At 63.7% G+C, this 18879-nt stretch carries 22 protein-coding genes; 8 read left to right on the top strand and 14 right to left on the bottom strand.

Annotation, left to right across the window (positions count from 1 at the left end):
• Positions 1-11: 11 nt before the first annotated feature.
• From RCO31_RS17115 to RCO31_RS17080, 8 genes are all read right to left on the bottom strand, one after another.
• Positions 12-2435, bottom strand: a complete 2424-nt coding sequence (locus RCO31_RS17115; RefSeq protein ID WP_308969630.1) for a fimbria/pilus outer membrane usher protein — start codon at positions 2433-2435, stop codon at positions 12-14.
• Positions 2404-3126 (bottom strand): molecular chaperone, encoded by a 723-nt coding sequence (locus RCO31_RS17110; RefSeq protein ID WP_308969629.1) that lies wholly within the window; start codon positions 3124-3126, stop codon positions 2404-2406. Before RCO31_RS17110 ends, RCO31_RS17115 begins: the two co-directional genes overlap by 32 nt.
• Before the next feature lie 11 nt (positions 3127-3137).
• Positions 3138-3770 carry a spore coat U domain-containing protein gene (locus RCO31_RS17105; RefSeq protein WP_374991495.1) on the bottom strand — a complete coding sequence of 211 codons (633 nt, stop codon included), beginning with the start codon at positions 3768-3770 and terminating at the stop codon, positions 3138-3140.
• Between the two features lie 133 nt (positions 3771-3903).
• On the bottom strand, positions 3904-4413 hold the full coding sequence (locus RCO31_RS17100) for a hypothetical protein (protein WP_308969628.1): 510 nt from the start codon (positions 4411-4413) through the stop codon (positions 3904-3906).
• Complete coding sequence (locus RCO31_RS17095; RefSeq protein WP_308969627.1) at positions 4413-4976, bottom strand: hypothetical protein; 564 nt, start codon at positions 4974-4976, stop codon at positions 4413-4415. Before RCO31_RS17095 ends, RCO31_RS17100 begins: the two co-directional genes overlap by 1 nt.
• Complete coding sequence (locus RCO31_RS17090; protein ID WP_308969626.1) at positions 4973-5833, bottom strand: hypothetical protein; 861 nt, start codon at positions 5831-5833, stop codon at positions 4973-4975. The genes RCO31_RS17095 and RCO31_RS17090 overlap by 4 nt, the downstream gene beginning before the upstream one ends.
• Complete coding sequence (locus tag RCO31_RS17085; protein ID WP_308969625.1) at positions 5834-6325, bottom strand: helix-turn-helix domain-containing protein; 492 nt, start codon at positions 6323-6325, stop codon at positions 5834-5836.
• A gap of 34 nt (positions 6326-6359) precedes the next feature.
• Positions 6360-6602 carry a hypothetical protein gene (locus RCO31_RS17080; RefSeq protein ID WP_308969624.1) on the bottom strand — a complete coding sequence of 81 codons (243 nt, stop codon included), beginning with the start codon at positions 6600-6602 and terminating at the stop codon, positions 6360-6362.
• A gap of 116 nt (positions 6603-6718) precedes the next feature.
• Between RCO31_RS17080 and RCO31_RS17075 the strand changes: the two genes are divergently transcribed.
• From RCO31_RS17075 to RCO31_RS17060, 4 genes are all read left to right on the top strand, one after another.
• Complete coding sequence (locus RCO31_RS17075) at positions 6719-7327, top strand: S24 family peptidase (protein ID WP_308969623.1); 609 nt, start codon at positions 6719-6721, stop codon at positions 7325-7327.
• A 116-nt stretch (positions 7328-7443) separates the two neighbouring features.
• Positions 7444-7812, top strand: a complete 369-nt coding sequence (locus tag RCO31_RS17070) for a hypothetical protein (RefSeq protein ID WP_308969622.1) — start codon at positions 7444-7446, stop codon at positions 7810-7812.
• Positions 7813-7986: 174 nt separating this feature from the next.
• Positions 7987-9285, top strand: a complete 1299-nt coding sequence (locus RCO31_RS17065; protein ID WP_308969621.1) for an MFS transporter — start codon at positions 7987-7989, stop codon at positions 9283-9285.
• A gap of 185 nt (positions 9286-9470) precedes the next feature.
• Positions 9471-10457 (top strand): tripartite tricarboxylate transporter substrate binding protein, encoded by a 987-nt coding sequence (locus RCO31_RS17060; protein WP_308969620.1) that lies wholly within the window; start codon positions 9471-9473, stop codon positions 10455-10457.
• Here RCO31_RS17060 and RCO31_RS17055 read toward each other — a convergent pair.
• Both RCO31_RS17055 and RCO31_RS17050 read right to left on the bottom strand, forming a co-directional pair.
• A complete protein-coding gene (locus RCO31_RS17055; protein ID WP_308969619.1) occupies positions 10444-12216 on the bottom strand; it encodes a serine hydrolase in 1773 nt (590 codons plus the stop codon). The two genes, RCO31_RS17060 and RCO31_RS17055, sit on opposite strands and share 14 nt — an antisense overlap.
• A 155-nt stretch (positions 12217-12371) precedes the next feature.
• A complete protein-coding gene (locus RCO31_RS17050) occupies positions 12372-13913 on the bottom strand; it encodes a serine hydrolase (RefSeq protein WP_308969618.1) in 1542 nt (513 codons plus the stop codon).
• A 191-nt stretch (positions 13914-14104) separates the two neighbouring features.
• On the opposite strand from RCO31_RS17050, the gene RCO31_RS17045 reads away from it, so the two are divergent.
• On the top strand, positions 14105-14467 hold the full coding sequence (locus RCO31_RS17045) for a response regulator (RefSeq protein ID WP_308969617.1): 363 nt from the start codon (positions 14105-14107) through the stop codon (positions 14465-14467).
• Between the two features lie 6 nt (positions 14468-14473).
• Here the strand turns inward: RCO31_RS17045 and RCO31_RS17040 are convergent, their stop codons facing one another.
• From RCO31_RS17040 to RCO31_RS17025, 4 genes are all read right to left on the bottom strand, one after another.
• Positions 14474-14848, bottom strand: coding sequence for a nuclear transport factor 2 family protein (locus RCO31_RS17040; RefSeq protein WP_308969616.1), 375 nt, complete (start codon positions 14846-14848; stop codon positions 14474-14476).
• 198 nt (positions 14849-15046) lie between these two features.
• On the bottom strand, positions 15047-15235 hold the full coding sequence (locus RCO31_RS17035) for a hypothetical protein (RefSeq protein ID WP_308969615.1): 189 nt from the start codon (positions 15233-15235) through the stop codon (positions 15047-15049).
• A 73-nt stretch (positions 15236-15308) separates the two neighbouring features.
• Positions 15309-15998 carry a hypothetical protein gene (locus RCO31_RS17030; RefSeq protein ID WP_308969614.1) on the bottom strand — a complete coding sequence of 230 codons (690 nt, stop codon included), beginning with the start codon at positions 15996-15998 and terminating at the stop codon, positions 15309-15311.
• A gap of 447 nt (positions 15999-16445) precedes the next feature.
• Complete coding sequence (locus RCO31_RS17025; protein WP_308969613.1) at positions 16446-16745, bottom strand: helix-turn-helix transcriptional regulator; 300 nt, start codon at positions 16743-16745, stop codon at positions 16446-16448.
• A gap of 58 nt (positions 16746-16803) precedes the next feature.
• Here RCO31_RS17025 and RCO31_RS17020 point away from each other — a divergent pair, with 58 nt between their 5' ends.
• From RCO31_RS17020 to RCO31_RS17010, 3 genes are all read left to right on the top strand, one after another.
• Positions 16804-17178, top strand: a complete 375-nt coding sequence (locus RCO31_RS17020) for a hypothetical protein (RefSeq protein WP_308969612.1) — start codon at positions 16804-16806, stop codon at positions 17176-17178.
• A gap of 366 nt (positions 17179-17544) precedes the next feature.
• Entirely contained in the window at positions 17545-18198 is a 654-nt protein-coding gene (locus RCO31_RS17015; protein ID WP_308969707.1) for a TerC family protein, read from the top strand.
• Positions 18199-18310: 112 nt separating this feature from the next.
• On the top strand, positions 18311-18703 hold the full coding sequence (locus RCO31_RS17010; protein WP_308969611.1) for an endonuclease domain-containing protein: 393 nt from the start codon (positions 18311-18313) through the stop codon (positions 18701-18703).
• Positions 18704-18879: the final 176 nt, after the last annotated feature.

Below are 18879 nucleotides of genomic sequence, written 5' to 3'. Positions count from 1 at the left end.
CCCTCTTCGTCTCATTGACAGACGACGTCTTTGATCGCGACCTGCTCGCCCGGCTGCCGGCTGTAGTCAAATTCCGCGCGACACGTGTTGCCGCCCGCGAGACCGATCCGCACGGCGTTGTGTGCGTTGAGGTCGCGAAGATAGGACTGCCCGTCATAGCCGACGACGAAGCCCTCGTCGGAACCTTCAAGGATGCCCTGCGACCCAACGTCGATGGGTTTCCGACTTGCATCCACGAATGTGATCAGCGCGGCCTCCGACGTCTGCTCGACTCCGAACTTCACGACCACGCCGTTGCGGTCAGCCGGAACGACGACCTTGTCGGTCGTCGGGATTTCCGCATCGACCGGCAGCTTCTCCGAGTCGATCGAGATCTTGTTCTTCTGGTAGGAGTTCAGATAGGGAACGAGAATGAGCCCGCGGCCGTTCGTCTTGCCGACCGGCCGGTTCTCGTACCGCACGAGGACGTCGGGTGCCCCCGCATCCACCACGGCAAATGCGTCGTCGATCCGATTGCCGAAGAAGACGCCGCCACCGGCGAACGCGATGGAGCCTCCGAACTGGGCCGTTGCCCGAACGCTGTTCTCGAACTGCTGAACGCCGGCTTCCACGCGGCCGAACGACCCGCGATAGCTCGCCGCCGCCGAACGGTCGGTCGTTCCGCCTTCCGCGTCACGGACGCGCCAGCCGTAGCTCCCCACCTCCGGCCGCTCGGACTTGATTGCATCCACCACCGCCGATGTGCCGTTCGGCCCATTCTGAACGCCACCTGAGAGCGTGATGTCATCGCCCAAGGGGAACGAGATCCCGGCGAACACGCCGAAGCCGTCGCGGTCATCGAGGCTCTTGAAGGCGGTGGCATAGAACGTGGCGTTGCGGCCGAAGCCCCGGCTGTAGGACAAGCCGACGATGCGGTCGCGGTCTCCCCACGCACTTTCGAGCTGAGTGTAGCTCAGGTTGAGGTTCGACCGATCAAAGGGCAGCGGCATGCCGACGCTGATCTGATCCAGCACCTTCGGCACTTTCGCGCTGAAGACGTTCAAGTCATGGTTGAGCCAGGGATCGAAAGCGGGCGCAGTCACCGAGGCAATGTCATCGTACTCGCCGAACGTCCGCTGCGTCCGCGCGTACAGCGACAATTGCCCAAGGCTGAGCTCGATCGCGGCGTTGACGAGACCGCCGGCCCGTCCGTTCAGGCGACTGCCGGCGACCGCGAGCGACGCGACGCCGCGTGAACCGAGCGCGAACGAGGCGCCGACACCGCCATTGAGAAGACCAGCTCCGCCTTCCGCATGTCCTTCGAGCGTGAGCCAGTCGGTCAAACCGTAGCGCATGCTCCCTGAGGCCACCGGGCGCCCATCGTAGCCATTGGATGCGATCCCGTAGAACCGGCGCGCAAAGCCGAGCTCGGCCGAGAAATCGGTGAGGCCTTCCTGGAGAAGCTGGCTCGAGACGTAGAACGGCAGCGTGGTGACTGTTTCGCGGCCAAGCGCGTCGCGCAGCACGACCCGCGCGGTCCCGCCGCCGGTGGCAACAGGCAAGTTGGTGACCTCATAGGGACCTGCCGGAACCGCGCCTGAAAAGGTTCGTACGTTCTGGGTATAGACATCGAGGGTCGAGGGCACCGCTGCGCTGCCGGACAGCACGGGAATCGGCATCGTCACGAGATCAGGTCGCAGACCGAAGTTGCGCTGGATCTGGATGCCTCCCATCCGCACCGACCGCGTCCATGACAGGCCACCGGAGATCATGTCGCCGGCGCGGTAGGTGATCAGGTCCTGAGGGCTTGAATAGCTCCATGTCGTGTCGAGGCGCGTGAACCCGCCCAGTTCGCCCGACGCGGTGCTGCCGATGAAGGATTGATTGAACGTGCCGTAGGGACTGAACAGACGACCTTCGAATGCGCCGGACACACCCTGGAAGGCTTTGATGTCGCGCCAGAAGTCCCCATCCGAGGCCGCGAACAGCGTGTAGTTGATGATGCCGCCGAAGCTACGCTGCGCTTCGGGCGCGTGATCATCGTGAGGACGCAGATTGATGACGCGAGGACGTCGCACCGCATCGGGCGCGTTGATCCAGATGACCTGCATGGCATCATCCACACGGTAGGTTACCCCCGGCAACGTATCCAGACGGATGAGTCCATCGGGGCCCGGCCTGCCTTTGGCAGGCAGCAAGCCAAGTTCGTTGAGCTCCTCCGGCGCGGCCGCGATCGAGCCATCCGGCAGCCGCCTGAATGAGCCGATGAGATTGATCGGCGTGTCGTTGACCGAGACGTTGAGCTGCAGGTCGCCGGCGGTTTTTGTGCTGACGACAGTCGAAGGCGCTGGCGGCGGGATGTCCATGAGTCCTTGAGCTTGCGCACGCTCCGACGCAGCAAGCCCGACCAGCAGCAGAACCACCTCACTGGCCGCTTTGCACTGCGGCCGTCGCATCAATTTGTCCGCCGTCGGTCTTCGCCGAAAGCGTTACAGTGCGTCCGGACAGGCTGGCGCCCCGTGCGGGAAACGACCATTGCACGGTCGCATTGCCCAGAACATAACCGACAAGCCCTTCGCGGAGCGCGACGTCCTGGCCGCTGTCCTTAAGGCGAAGGTCTGCAATCCTGAGCCGCTGCTGGCCCGCATTCTGTGCCGTTACGTCAAGCGTGTCGCCTTTGCGCCGTACCGACCACGACACGAGCGGTTGCTTGGCGTCGGGTTTTCGGAAGAACACGGGCACTGAATGGCGCAACACGAGGTTGACGAGGCCGGCTCTGCGCCGGGACGGATCAGGCAGTTCGTCCGCCACCACGCGGTAGGCTTCCTCGGCCGTCACCGGCTGCTTGTTCACACGGACGACGCGGATGACGTAATCGGCATTCGGAGCGAGCGATCGAGCCGGGGGACTCGCGACGACATCGGTCGTCGGTTCGAGCCGGTCGACGCCGCCATTCTGAGTCCAGCGGAACACACGGATCTGCACGTTGATGGGCTGGTCCCCATCGTTGCGCAGCGTCAGCGTGGCCGCGCTGTCAGGCGCCAGAAGCTCCAGCGTTGTCGGAGCGACGCGCAACGATGCCGCTTCGCCAGGGACCGCGTATGAGACGACGATGAGTGCAAGAGCACTCGGCTTTATCCACACCATGGCGCTGCGCCTCAATAGGTGACCGTGATCGTGAGCGTGTCGGTGTAGGCTCCGGCCGCGGGCGTCGCCTGTGCCGGAACACGGCCATAGACGGGAATCGCTTGCGCGTTGCCATTGCCTGTTCCCGCCAAGGTGTCGGTGCCAACCGTCACGCCCCAGACCTGCGTGCGGGCCGTGTCGCGGTAGACTGCGTAGCCGAGCGTCGCGCCACCTGGTCCCGACATGCGGCGATTGGCGATTGTCGCTCCCGACCCGGTGCCGGCGTTGATGCCGACGGTGTAGGGAGTCGTGTTGGTGCACTGGACGGTGACGGTGCTCTGGGCATCGACGTTTGCCGCAATGACACCGCTGGTTCCAAAGTCGAGATCAGTCGCCGAATTGACCCTGCACTCCGCGGCGATTGTGATTCGCACCGTGAACTGGCCTGTCGCGGTTGCAGCGTGAGCACGTTGCGGAACGACGATCGCTACCACCCCGAGTCCGGCCAGCGCGCAGAGCATCGTCGCCGGAGCCCGGCTGGTGGCCGTGTTGCAGCCACCCGGGGAAGGAATTCGTCGCCGCGCCGCACCTTGCACCTGAGCGCGCGCGGCCGGAACGAGAAGCAATGGCCGCGACGGCCGGCTATGAAAATGTGTACGTTTCATGTCGGGGTAAGCTCTCCGCTCTACCCCTGCCCGCGATGCAGACTGTGGTCGTATGGTTAATGTTCAGTTAATGGAAGAAACGTTTCCACACCCTCTGGCAAGCGATTTGTGAGTGCGCGAAGAATGACAGTCGTCATATCCGCGAAGCCGCCCGTTCATCCGGGCCGCGCCCCTCATCCCGTCCGCAGACATACGAGCACACGCCGCCGCACACCGCGCCGAGAAGGCCGACGGCGATGAAGCTTCTGGCGCTGCTTCCGTGAAGTGCGGCCATCTGCGCGAAGGCTGACGGCACGCTGCCGCTGATCATCAGTCCGCCGAGCGCGGCCATGGCGGCGCGCGGCCATGATCCGATGCGGGTCCTTGCCAGCGCGATATCGACGAGCGAGGTCAGGAACGCCGGGACGACGCCGAAGATGTAGGAGAGGACCACGCTCCAGTGGAGCACGAACAGCGCCTGATCCAGCGGCATGCCGAGAAAGAAACCCCAGTCGCCGAGGATGATGCCCGCGACCAGCGGCCCGAGCAGGACGAACACCAGCATGCGTTTCACCGCCTGCGCGGCTCGCGGCGTGGCAGCGACCGGTGGTGACGTCGCCGCCGCAAGGCGGCAGTGACACATCGTGTCAACGACCGGTCCCATCATGCCCTCCCCGCCAGGCCGTATTCGACCGCGAGCACGTCCAGCGCGTCGCGAAACAGGCGGCCGTAGTATTTCGCCGCCACCTCGCCCTCGCGGTTGAACAGGCGCTGGGCGAGCAGCTCCATGCTGAGACCGTCGACGAGCACGGCATGGATCACGCGGTGCATGGTGCGGCCGAGCACGCGCTCGCGTTCGATCAGACGCTTGCGGGCGCGGGCCTGCCGCTCGGACAGGGGTTCGGGTGTCTGGCCGCCGTCGACGCGCTCGCGGGTGAGATCGATCGCGTGGACGCCGCGTTCGGCCACCTCCCAGTCGCGCTGGAAGGCGCGGCCGGCGCGATACTGCGCCTCGTCGATCTGCCGATGGCTGTGCAGCCGCGCGAGCGGATCGCTGCGCAACTGCCGCAGCACCGTGATCTTCTCGCCGGCACGCGCCGCATGCGGATCATCGACCTCGATCTCGGCAGTGTCCGCCTGGAGCCTCATCCTGGCCGCGCGGCGGCCATGCACTGCAACTGATGCCGGCGCGAACGGCGCCGACGGCTTTCTGCGTTTTGCTTTCAACCTGCATTCTCCGGTTTTTTCGGGGTGATGTAGCCGTATCGTTCGAGGATCTCGCGTGGCACCTGACAGCCGCCCAGTCCGGGCTCCGGCCCCCAGATCCTCGTCGTCCATGGAAGGCCGCGCTTGAAGCGCTGCACCTGCTTGTCCCAGTCCTTCGGCGGCTCCGGGCCGACCTCGATGCGGCGCGGCGTCCGGCTTGCGTGCGCCTCGCGGATCGCGGGATCGAAGTAGTTCAACGAGCTGATCGACGGTTTGCGCTGCAGAAGCTCGGTGACGACGGCAAGGATGATCGAGGCCTCGTAGCCCTGGCTGATCCACATCGCCGCGCGCGAGGTGTCGGGCACGCCCGGCGCATTTGCCGCCGCGAAGGCCCTGGCGATTCCCGCCTGCAAATCTGCAATCAATCGAAGTTCGCGCGCGCCCGCGTCCGTTTCGCTTCCCTTCGTTTCGACTAGACTCCCCTCCTCTCCCTTCCCTTCCGCAAGCGAAGGCTCGGCGAGCGCTCGCTGAAGGTCCGTCGAAGGTTCGGTGGACGGCACGGGATATCGCGCCGAGGGTCGGTCGATCTTCTGATGCTTCTTCCAGCCGGTGACGGCGAGATAGGCCCGGCCCTCGGCGACGTACTCCACGAGCAAGGCGTTCTGAACGAGCTGCGCCAGCAGGCGCTCGATCTCGGCCGGCTCGATCGCATCGCCGGGAAACACCTGCGCCTTGATGGTGCGCAGCGACTTCGGGATGTGGCCGAGATCGTCGGCGAAATTCCACAGGCCGATGAACAGAAGGCGCGCCAGCGGCTCGCAGTTCATCACCTGCTCGCTGCTCCAGAATTCCGGCTTGATGGTTCGGATGCGCGCCATCTAGTCCTCCAGCATCTCGCGGATACGGGCGATATCCGCGGCGAGTTCGTCATCGTGCGCGAGCAGCCGTGAGACCGTGCGCGCGGCATGGATGACGGTGGCGTGGTCGCGGCGGAAGCTGCGCGCGATTTCGGGAAAGCTCTTCGCGGTGAGCTGCCTCGCGAGATACATCGCGACCTGGCGCGGCCGAACCACGTCGCGCGTCCTGCGTGTCGCGAGCAGGTCGTCGCGGCGAACGTCATAGTGGCGCGCGACGGCGCGCAGGATGTCGCTGACCGCCGGTTTGGCAGACCTCGCCTTGCCGGAAGCGCCGAGGATCTCCACCGCCCACGCGCGCTCGTACTGGCGATCGGCGCCGGGCGCGGGCGGACTCCACTTCACAGCCCCTGCAGTCGTCGTTGTAGCTGCAGACGGCGTCTGCGCGACCGCACGCGAGGCGATGCGTTGCAGCCGCGCCTTGCGCGCCTGTTGCAGGAGATCAAGCATCGTCATGCGAGGCCCTCATTGTCCCCGCCCGCAACCGTCATCATCTGGGCGTCTCCTCGTCTTTGTTGCTCGCCGGCAGGAATTCTTCCGCGTCGAGCGGAATGCCGTTGGCGCGGGCGTGGTCGATCAGCCTGCGGTGATGGCGCTGCGGAATGACGCCGCCGGTGCCGCCCTTCGCCCTCGCCGCCTGCCAGCGGTAGGGCGCGGTGTAGGCCGTGCCGGTGATGAAGGAGACCTGCGCCTCGCCGCCGAGACGCGCGATGATGTTTGCTGCCGGGTTCATGGGAATAGTTTCAAGGGCAGCGAAATTCCAGTCAAGCATATTTCTGATTTTCCGCATTGCTATTTTTTCTGAAACACAGAAAGATGGGCCGCCATGTGGGAATAAAGAGGACGTTCATGATCACCCCCAAGCAGATGATCGATGCGCTGAAGCGCACGGGTAAGAGCAAGGGCGGACTTGCCACGCATCTCGGGCTGCGCAATTCGGCGATCACCGAGATCCTCGCCGGCGATCGCAACATCCGCGCCAACGAGCTGCCGCTGATCGTCGAGTATCTCGAGCTCGACCGCGTGCCGATCATGGGACGGGTCGGCGCCGGCGGCGACATCGAGCCGGACTACGAGCAGGTGGTCGCCGACGACCTCGGCACCGTGCGCGTGCCGATCGCGCTGCCGGGCGAGCTGATCGCCTTTGAAGTCAAGGGCGAATCGATGATGCCGCGCTATGATTCCGGCGACATCGTCGTGGTCTGGGCCGAGCAGAAGCGCGCGACCGAAACGTTCTACGGTGAGGAGGCCACGGTGCGCACCAAGGACGGCCGGCGCTATCTGAAGACGATCACGCAGGGCAGGACCCGCGCGGTGGCGACGCTGACGAGCTGGAACGCCAAGCCGATCGAGAACGTCAAGCTCGAATGGATCGGCGAGATCTACCTCGTCATCCGCGCCGGGCAGATCGCCCGCATCGCCAACCGCAAACCGGCCAAGGTCGCGCGGCGGCGATAGGACCTCGCGAATCGGCGGCGGCGTTGTTCACAGGTTTGCACACAGCTTGTTTCTGATTTTGCAAAATTTCGACTGGAACTGTTTCGGCGATTCCGAAAAAGTTCCCGGCGAAAGCAATGTCGTATTACACGCGAAACCACCTGCAGGACGACTGGACGGCCCACGCGGCCGCAGATGCGCAGCGCCGCGTGCGGGCGGCCGAGCAGGACGCCGGCTGGTACTTCGACCAGGCGACGCGTCGGCAGAAGGCGGAGTTCGATGCGACGATGCACGCGCTGCTCGGCGTCACCGGGCCGCGCGCGAACCGCGCGCGCGATGCGGCGCGTACGCAATGGCAACGGACGACAGCCGAGGCGCAGACACTGTTCGAACGGACCGTCGACAGTCTGCTGGCGACCGGCGAAGTGACCGCCGAACTCGACGAAGCGTGGACCGCGCTCGCCGACCGCGACGCCACCCTGCCCGTGCTCGCGGCCGCGTCATAAAGCCAGCAAACCGGGCGTCACCTCCGGCATAGCAGACCCTCCTCCTGACTGGGGCTCAGGCAGCAAAAATCCTCTCCAAATCTGCGATTGCGTAGTACACGCTTCTCGATCGCGGGTGCGCGCGCCGAGAGGCGTCAACCCCGCGCATGGTTGTCGGAGCCGGGCCCAAGAAGAATGGATGCAATAAACCCAAAATCCGGGCTCAAGCCGGAGACCGATCGCGCGCCGCAATCCGTTGACGCACCGAAGCCCGAACAGCCGCAACGTCTCGACCGGCCTGCGTACCGCAACCTGATGCTGCTGACGTGCTGCCAGGCTGTCGGCCAGTCCTGCAACACCATGATGTTCGCGGCGACCGGACTGTCCGTCATCACCTTCTATCACCGGCCTGATCTCGCCAACCTGCCCGTCACCATGCAGCACATCGGCGTGATGCTCTGGGTGTTCCCGGCGGCGCTGCTGATGCAGCGCGTCGGACGCAGCATCGGCTTCCGCGTCGGCTCGTTGTTCGGCATGGCCGGCGCGATCGTCATGTGCTTCGGGCTGTTCACCGGCAACTTCCTCGCCATGTGCGGCGGCGGATTGATCCTCGGCTACGCCGTCGCCTGCCTGCAGATGTATCGCTTCGCCGCCGCCGAGCTGGTGCCGATGCACTACCGCGCCAAGGCGATCTCATGGGTGACGGCCGGCGGCGTCGCCGCAGCCGTCATCGGCCCGAGCCTCGTGCGCGTGACCCATGATCTCGTAATGCCGCTCTACCTTGCGACTTACGCGGCGATCCTCGGCCTGCACATCGTCGTGTTCACGATCATGTCGTTCATCAAGTTTCCGGCGGTCGCCACCTCGGCCTCACCCGCGGTCGAGGCCGAGGTGCTGGCGCCGCCGCGTCCGCTGTGGGAGATCGCGAGCCAGCCGCGCTTCATCGCCTCGGCCGTCGCCGGCATGCTGGCGTTCGGCACCATGTCCTTCATCATGAGCGCATCGCCGCTGGCGATCGTCGGCTGCGGATTTCCGCACGCGGAAGCGCATTGGGTGATCTTCGTGCACGTGCTCGGCATGTTCGTGCCGTCGTTCTTCACCGGCAACCTGATCAACCGCTTCGGCACCACCACCGTGATGGCCTGGGGCGCCGCGCTGATGCTGGCCGGCGTCGCGGTCGCGCTCAGCGGCATGACGGAATGGAATTTCCGCATCGCGCTGACCCTCAACGGCATCGGCTGGAACTTCCTGTTCGTCGGCGCCACCACGCTGGTGACGACCTGCTACCGGCCGAACGAACGCGGCAAGAGCCAGGCGCTCAATGATTTCCTTGTGTTCGGCACCACGGCGACGTCGAGCTTCATGGCCGGCTTCCTGCAGGATCGCTGGGGCTGGTACCCGCTCAACTGGTTCTCGGTGCTGCTGATCCTTGCCGCCGCGGCCGCAGTGATCTGGCTGCGCTTCCAGCGCCCGACGCCGAGCCCCGCCCACTGAAGCAAAAGCCCCGCGCACTGACGCAAAGCGCATCGCGGGGAATCGTCCCGCCTGGATCCGGGCTCGCCTTGCGGCCCGTGACAGCGCCTGGCCTTTTGCGTTGCATCCGCTGTTGCGGCAGGCGCTGAAATACGAGAAGCTTGCCGCAAATCAAAAAAATAAAAACTCGGTCTGGGAGGAACGGCATGGCCAGCATCGGGCGACGCGGGTTCATTGCGGGAGCGGCCGCGGGGCTCACCATGGCGGGCGCGATGGCCCCTTCACGCGCGATGGCGCAGGGCAACTGGCCGGGCCGGAACGTGCACTTCATCGTGCCGCTGGCGCCGGGCGGCGCCATCGATTTCATCGCGCGGCAGGTCGGTGACGTCCTGACGCGCACGCTCGGTCAGCAGGTCGTCGTCGAAAACCGCACCGGTGCCGGTGGAACGCTCGGCATGGATCTCGCCATGAAGAGCGAGCCGGACGGCTACACGGTGCTCATCACCAACGACAACGCGGCGAGCGCGCCGCACATCATGGGTCTGGCGCACGACTACACCAAGGAGCTGGTCCCGGTCTGCTATCTCGGACGGCAATCACAGATCCTCGCGGTGCACTCCACCCTCGGCGTGAAGAACGTCGCCGAGCTGATTGCGCATGTGAAGGCCAACCCGGGACTCGGCTTTGCGACCTCGGGCGTCGGCACCAACCAGCATGTGGTCGGCGAGTGGTTCAAGCGCGAGGCCGGCATCCGGCTCGATCACGTGCCCTATCGTGGCGCCGGTCAGGCGATCAACGACCTGATCGCCGCGCATGTGAAGATCGCCTTCCTCGGACCGACGGCGCTGAAGCCGCATTATGACGCCGGCACGCTGCGGCTGCTGGCGCAATCGGCCTCGGCGCGGTCACCGATCCTGAAAGACGTGCCGACACTGGAGGAAGCAGGCTTCAAGGGCATGGTGCTGGACGCCTGGTACGGCGCGTTCGTTCCGAAAGGCACGCCACCCGCGATCATCGCGCGGCTCAACAGCGAGATGAACAAGGCCCTCACCGATCCGAAGCTGCTGGAGAATTTCACCAAGGGCGTGGTCGAGCCGATCGGCGGCACCCCGGAAGACCTCGGCAAGGTCGCACGCGCCGATTCCGAAAAGTACGCCCGGCTCATCAAGGAGCTCGGGATCAAGGCGAGCTGACGGGCGGCTCCTGCGGTGTGGCGGCCTCCACCCGCTTCGCCTGAAACGTGCCGTTCGGCTGATGGAAGATGATTTCGTCGACGCGAGCATCCTCACCGAGAAATTCCACGACGTAGCCGTCCAGTTCGACGATGCGAAATTTCCGCCCTTGATGCGGCGCCAGCCGATAGGCCGGCTGGTCATCAGGCTTCAGCATGAGATTGCCATCGGCATCCCGCGTTACCTGATGCGTGGTGGCGCCAGTCGTGAACACGCCGATGCACGCCTGACGAAACGCCGGATCCGTGCAGTCACCGACGGCGCGACGCACAAACACGATGTCCTTGACCATCGGCTCAAGTGGCGCCGACAGGCTGACGAGATTGCCATCACGATCGGTCGAGAACGTGATGGGGAGCCGGTCGGGAAACAATCTATCCGGCACCTCCGGCAGTTCGAAGGTCTCATAGTGGCGGTGCTCAAGCACTCCCGACATACCACGCCAGGCCCAGCGCAACGCGCCTCCCTCCTCGGTGACCGACATCACCCGATAGGCGGGATGCTCGTAGTCTCCGGCGTAGTCTGCAAGCACGCGCGAGGGCCGGGTATTTTGATGGCGTGCTTTCTGCCTCGCGTCCTTGTCGGTCTGGATTTGCGCCAGCGCCTTGCGCCGCCGTTCACCGTATCTTTCGAGCCAATTGACAGTCTCCCGGCCCCGCAGCCGATCGATGATGTATCGCGTCAGGATATCGGTTACCGGGTTTGAACTGCGGTTGGTGAAGACGGCGACGCCGATCCCGTTCTCCGGCAGAACGGTCATCAGCGTACCCCAGCCGATCCAGCCACCGGAATGAGACGCCAGACGATCGCCGCGATAGGTCGTCGAGACAAAGCCCCGGCCGTAATGCCACGGTCCGAACTCGGCGAACTCCGGCGCAGCGACATACGCACGCGGAGCATGCAACTCCGCGATCGAGGTTGCCGGCAGCAATTGCTCGCCGTCGAACTTGCCCTTGTCGAGATGCAGTTGCAGCCAGCTCGCAATGTCTGTGATCGACGTGTTGATCGCTCCAGCCGCCGTGGAGGTGATGGGCCAATACTTCGTCCGCAACACCGTATTCTCGTTGATCGCGTAGGGCACCGCCGCATCCTCCGCCGCGGCAAGCGCATCGACGGTGAAACTGACGGACATGCCGAGCTTGTCTGTGAGCCGCTTCCGCATGAAGCTTTCGTAGCTCGTACCGGTGACGCGCTCGATGACCGCCCCGGCAATGTTGTAGCCGAGGTTGTTGTACTGCCAGGCCGCGCGGATGTCGCGGCTCGGTTCGAGGTGCCGCATGGCGGTGAGCATCTCATCCCGTGATATATCGCCGGGCATCCACACCCAATCATGACGCGGCAAGCCGGAATGGTGGCACAGCAAATCGCCCACGGTGATCCGCTCGGTCGCCACCGGATCGTGCAGGCGAAACTCAGGGATGTAGTCGCGCACCGGTTTGGTCCAATCGAGACGTCTCTCGTTGTGCAAGAGCGCCATGCCGGTGGCAGTGAATGATTTGGTGATCGAGCAGATCAGGAACTGTGTACCGGTGGTGACCGGCAGGTTCGCTTCGACATCACGCTGGCCATACGCTTTGAGCAGTATGACTTTGCCATTTTGCACCACCGCAACGGCAGCGCCCGGAACCTTCCAGTCGGCCATGGCGGCGGCGGCAATGGTGTCGAGCTCGGGAACGAACGAGGCGATCGGCGCGTCTGACGCCACGGATGGAGCGTTCATGGAGAGGCCTTGAGCAGGAAAAGCACACTCTGGAATTCAAAGCGCGTGCAGGCAACCTTCAGGGTCGAAAGCAGCCAACCAACATGTTCGTCATCCTCAACGCCTGCGTACATAGCACGCGCGGAAGCTATCGGTCCACGCTGGAGGAACGCGCGTCAATTCACCCGTTCGCCGCTCAGCTCCGTCGAGAAGCCATCGGTGTTTCTGAAACGGAGCTTCAGCTTGTCGTTATCGAAGTGGAACGTCCAGAATGCCAGCTGGCCGTTACCAAGGAAACGGCGCTGGATCTCGAACGTATGGCCATCCAGCCACGCCGCCTTGTTGGCGACGACGGCATAGTCGGCCCGCTTGCCGCGTGAGCGGCCATCAACCCCCAGCGGCTCCGAATAGACTGCGCCGGGGCCGCCATCTCGCGCGGCATAGGTCGTGAATCCAAACCGCGGTTCGACTTCATCGAAACTCAGCGTGACCGTCCGCACAAACAGCGCGTTGTCGTCAAAGCGCCACGTCTTGCCCGAGACCGTGCCGGCCAACTCCGATGCCGGCGAGACGTTCGTCTGCTTTTCCGTTGCGGCCGCAAGCAGCGCCGCCTTCAATAGCACCTCGCCTTCACGGTCAGCCTCCAGCGGCTTGTCGGATCGAGCCGCATTGTGCAGGTGATCTATCAGCTTGCGCAGCGGATAGCGCTGTTCGCCATCGGGCACGACGCCGGTCATGACGGCGACGACATCAAGTTTCGGCAGCACGACGATGAACTGTCCGTGCCGGCCAAGCGCCATGAACGTGTCCCGGGCCGGCAACGACCACCACAGGTTCGCATACTTTCCAAAATCGGTATCGACCTGCCCTTTCCGCGCCCGCTCGACCCAGGACGCGGAAACGACCTGCCTGCCGTCCCACATGCCGTTGCGCAGGTAAAGGTAACCGATCTTCGCCACATCATGCGGCGCCAGAAACAATCCGCTTTCGCCGTTGGTGATGCCCTGCTTGTCGGTCCAGGGCCATCGGACATCGGTAATTCCGAGCGGCGCGAACAGCTCCTTCTTCGCAAACTCCAGCGCGTTCTGACCGGTCGTCCTGTTGATCAACGCCGACAAAAGGTAGGTGTTGCCGCCGTTATAGTTGAACTTTGCTCCAGGCATCTGCGCCATCGGCTCGTTCAGAACGAACTCCATCGGGTTCGGACTCTTGTGCATCCGCCAGATCGCTTCATCCGGCGTATAGCGACGCTCCACCCATTCGATGCCTGACGCCATGTCGAGAAGGTGCTGCGGCGTGATCGCCCGCTTGCGCTCGTCGGCGTTCGCGATGGTGACATCGGAATAGAGATCGACCACCGGTCGGTCGAGCCCGACCTTGCCTTGCTGGACGAGGATGCCGATCAACGTGCCGACGACACTCTTGGTGACCGATCGCAGATCGTGCCTGATGCCGGCGACGTAAGGCGCGTAATAGGCGTCGGCCACGATCCTGCCGTTGCGGACGACCAGCAGGCTATCCTGCTTGTACATGCCGACGTCGTCGACCAGCCGTGCGATCGCCTCAGAGCTCATGCCCTGCTCTTCCGGCGTCGACGTCTGCCAGCCGTTCGTGGGCCAGACGGTTGCCTGACCTTCCTGCGCATCCGCGTTGAGGGCGAACACATGGGCGGCCGCGAAAATCATGAGCGCCGCAATCGTCGTGCGTCTCAAATTCACGATGCCCACCTGTGAAATTATTCGCCGACTATATACGAGCTTGCAGCGAATACTAATGGATCGACGGATATTTTACGCAAACTCGGTTGCGGGCATTGGCGCCTGCTTAAGCCTGGCGGGACCCTCGTAAGAACTGATTCCCATGAGCGGCGTTGTCACTTCGAGCGGGGCGATTTCTGAAGGAGGCGATCATGCCGCAAGCCAAACGCTACGCGCTGGTGGTGGAGGACGACGAGCTGCAGCGGCAATTGATCAATGTCATTCTCGTGGACAGCGGCTTCGACGTTCTGCAGAGCGACACCGCCGAGGCGGCGATGATCATTCTCGAGGAAGTGGGACATGACCTGTCACTGATGGTGACCGATGTGCGCCTGAACGGCGAGATGTCCGGATCGCAGCTCGCGAAACATGCCGACCAGAAATTTCCGAAGATCAAGGTGATCGTGACATCGGGCAAGGATCTGCTGCCGACCCTTCCCGAAGGCACGACCTTCCTGCGCAAGCCGTACAAGCCGCTCGACCTGATGCGGGAAGCCCAGGCCGTCACGGCGTGACCGCACTCACTCCTTCAAATCGTATCGATAGGACTTCGAGACGATCTTCCAGCCGTCGGCGAGCTTCATGGCGACGAGGTAGTCGGTGAAGTAGCGCGGCGGAAGCTGGCAGCGGACCTTGATGAAGGCGGTGGACTCGTCAGAGCGATCGATCGTGACGACGAAATCCTCGCGCGGCTTGCCTTCCGCCTTGCCCGAAGGCCGCTTGCGGATGCGGTCGAGCCAGTCCGGCACGTTCAAGACCTGCAACTCGCCCTTCTCCAGCCAGCGCAGGTCGGCAGAAGGATGAAAGACCTCTCCCATCGTTTCAGCATCGCCCTCGTAAAGGCTGTCGAAATAGAGCTGGATCACTTTCTCGACGGTGGAACGATCGTGCGACACTGGCGCCTCCCTTGACCGCATTTCAGCCGGGCCGGACCATATCACGTCATTTGTCGCGCTTGTTGACGAATTCGACGACGAATTGAGCCGTCATTGTCAAGCATTCAGCGTCGTCCCTGCGAAGCAGAGACCTGCACCGTGATCGCTTTAAGCTGAGTCTCCGCCGTCATACCCGCGGGGACGACGCAAACCTCGGGTTTATCGCCCGGTGTTCGTCGGAGCGTCGCGCGTAATCAGCTGGGCAAGAGGTTGCGGCGACGTGATGACGTTGAAGATCAGCACAGCCGCAATCAGGATCATCGCAACGGCGCCTGCCGCCGTGACGATCCATCGGACCTGAAGTTTTGGACGCCAGAAGCGCCCGGAGGCGGTGTCGCGATCGGTCATTCGCTTCACCAATTGGCAGAGAGGCCGCATGGACTGTCCATGCGGCCTCCAGCACGGGTTCAGAGCCTGACCATTACTGGCAAGGCACGGGCTCGCCGTCCATCATGACGAAGGTGCCCGGCGCACAGTACGGTCCGTTGTAGTCGACACCGTAGCCACCGTTCGTGACGACGCCCGGGCTGTAAGCGTAGCTGTCACGATAGCCGTAGCCCGCGTTGGTGAACGGCGATGCTGCGATTGCGGCCGCAGTGCCAACTGCTCCGCCGACTACGCCGGCGGCTGCATCGAGCGGCGCGACCCCGCTACCACCGTAGTACGCCTGGCCGCGTCCACCGTAATAGGCCTGACCGCTTCCAGCGGAGTAGGCCTGGCTGCCGCGCTGGCCAGTGTAGTAGGCCTGGCTATCGCGGTACTGTCCGCGCATGCTCCTCGCCTGGCGCTGCGCGCGCGGCGTCATCGTCTGGCCCTGATAGGCGTAGCTGTCGCCACGGAGCGGCGCCGTCGCGACCGCGCCCGCGGTGCCAACCGCAGCGCCTGCGACGCCGGCAGCAGCGTCGACAGGAGCGATCCCGCTTCGCCGCCCGCTGTTGTAATACGAGCCGGATTGAGAGCCATACTGAGACTGGCTCTGCATCCGCTGCCCGCCCGTCATACTCGGGCTCTGCTGTTGCGGGCCGGCGAACCTCTCCGTCTGCTGCGCAACAGCCGGTGTTCCAACCAGCACGGCAATAGCAGCCGCACTAGCAAGCATCTTGAGTTTCATGATTTGCTCCCACGTGGTTGAGCGAGGACAATGACCCGGCAGCGGCCACGTTCCCCATCGCATGAACGCGTCTCGTCACACGGCCGTGAGGTTCCGCTTGGCGACAATGCAGTTCAATTTTGCTTTGCTGAAAAAACCACGAGATGCTTGCTGAACAGCGTGACGCAGCGTTCGAATGAACACACGTCTCTCATCGTGACTGGCGCATAGGGATATGATCCGCAAGGGGCTACGCGGCGTCGGCAAGCGTTCTCGTCAGCAAGCATCTCAAGCCGTCCCTGCGAAAGCAGGGACCCATACGCCGTGTCATACGCGACGTGCGCGTTGCCTTTCGTGAGCCCACGCTTGCGCGAAGACTTTTGACGCCGTGGTCATGCGTCCCTGCTTTCGCAGGGACGGCTTCAAAAGCATTCGTCAAAAGAGCGAAGCACTGTCGCTGACGGAAATTTATCCGGCGCGCGAGCGGCGCGACTTCGGCCGGTACAACAGCCGGTGCAACTCCGGATCATAGAACGAGGTCAGATGCCGCGCGAAATGTGTGGGATCGACACCGAGCGCCTTCGCCCAATCCTCCATCTTCTCGGTCGGCACCCGGCTGAAGCCGGTCTCCACCTGCGAGATGAAAGAGTAGTATTTGAAGCGCAGCCGGCGCGCGAGTTCGACCTGCGACAACCCGGCCTTCTCCCTCAGTCCCTTCAACCAGATGCCCGCGTGTTTGCGGTTCCGCAGGCTTGACGCAAGTTTCATAATTACTAAACTATCACAGTTCTAATGTTCGAAGAACAGGTTTCGACTGGACGACCAAATGCCGTCAGGACGGAATAACGATCCGATCCGGTCTCTCAGACCACAGTGGGAAAAACTCCGCGGCGCCGTCTCCGGCCCTCAGGCGGGATTCCTGGGTGCGACAATAATTGCCCTTGCCACCTGGAGCGTGTCGCAGGCAATGCTGCCGCCCGACATGGTCATGCCTCTCGTCGCGACGCTGTTTCTCGTGCTTGCCGCCGGCATCGGCACGGTTGCCTGGCGCCGCCGCCGAGTGGAGGGCACGCAGGTCGCTTCCGCACAGGTTACGTATGCGGATGTCGCCGGCGCGCTGACGCTGATCGGATTCTTCGTCGCAGCGACGATCGATCCGGACCAACTGGTCCGACTGGTCGAAAGCCGCGGCGATCACTAACTCACTGGGATGTGCAGGTATTGATGCAACGATAAACTGAAATCATCTTTGCCAGGCCGGGCCCCTCTGGCAGCTTTAGCTGCGATGTCGGACTGGAATCCGTAAAATGGAGTGGCCCCTTGCCCTATCTGTCTTGCAGTACCACGTACTGCGGAACTACCCGTTGTCATCGTCTGAGTTCGCATCATCGTGGCGGCGCGCGCGCTTGCGCCACGTCGGCGTCGGCCGGCGTGTTTCGCCCGCCCGATAGCGATCGCCGTTCGGACTCCCTGCCCGAACAAATGCTGACGCACGCCCTGTGACGACCAGCGCAATGACAACCAACTCAATGACAACCAGCCGACTAAGAGTGGATCTGGACCGATGATGGCCGAACTGTTTTCCGCGCAGGCGCTGAGCGCGCTGGCGCAAGTTATTATGATCGACCTGGTGCTGGCCGGGGACAATGCAATCGTCATCGGCCTCGCAGCCGCCGGCCTTCCCGCCCAGCAACGCCAGAAGGCGATCCTGATCGGCATCATCGCCGCGACGCTGCTGCGTATCGGCTTCGCGGCCGTGACGACGCAATTGTTGCAGATCGTCGGCCTGCTGCTCGCCGGCGGCATTCTGCTGCTCTGGGTCTGCTGGAAGATGTGGCGCGAGCTGCGGGCCGATCACGGCAGGAATGAAGACGCGGTCGACGCGGTGGAAGGCGACGCAGACAACAGTCTCGCGGGACAGCCGGCGCGCAAGACACTGGCGCAGGCGACCTGGCAGATCATCGTCGCCGACGTGTCGATGTCGCTCGACAACGTTCTCGCAGTCGCAGGCGCCGCACGCGAGCACCCCTGGGTGCTGGTGTTCGGCCTCGCTCTGTCGATCGCGCTGATGGGTATCGCAGCTGCGTTCATCGCCCGCCTGCTGCAGAACCATCGCTGGATCGCCTATGTCGGTCTCGCGGTGATCCTCTATGTCTCGCTGGAGATGATCTATCGCGGCACACTCGAGGTCATCCCGCAGGTCGCACCGATGGTGCAGTAGCGGGTGAAAATGAGGGCGGTCGCGGTTCGATTGTGAGCACGCGTAGCCGCGCACTCGGAATGTCCCCTCTCCCCGCCGGGGAGAGGGTTAGGGTGAGGGGGACTCGGAGCCAATGGCGAGAGCACAGCGCCCCACCAACTTAGCCAGACGGCTCCGTCGCGATTTGACCGATGCCGAGCGGACGTTGTGGCACCACATCCGTGATCGCCGGCTTGGCGGTTGGAAATTCAAGCGTCAGGTACCCGTCGGCGGATACGTCGTCGACTTCCTGTGCGCCGACGCGCGCCTGATCATCGAAGTGGATGGTGGACAGCACGCCGTTCGAGTCGCAGCCGACGCTAAACGTACTGAGGTTCTCGAAGCGGCGGGATATCTCGTGCTTCGCTTCTGGAACAACGATGTGCTCGGCAACATCGATGGCGTGCTCGAAGAGATCGTCGCAACACTACCGCCGGACCCCCCTCACCCTAACCCTCTCCCCGCCGGGGAGAGGGGACATGGCTGAACGCGTGGCGGAGCTACCGCGAACACCACCTCACCGCGCGCGCCAGAGGCCGCGCTTGACGAGATAGGCAAAGGCTTTCTTGCCCGCCTGCATGACGGACATTTTCTTCTTCCGCTTCGCCATGTTGGCCCCCTTTGCGATTCGGATTGCCGATTCTGGGGCGAGGCGTGCTGGCT

The sequence above is a fragment of the Bradyrhizobium sp. LHD-71 genome (genome assembly GCF_031157255.1).
Taxonomy (GTDB): Bacteria; Pseudomonadota; Alphaproteobacteria; order Rhizobiales; family Xanthobacteraceae; genus P52-10.
This window is presented reverse-complemented; position numbering and strand designations above follow the sequence as displayed.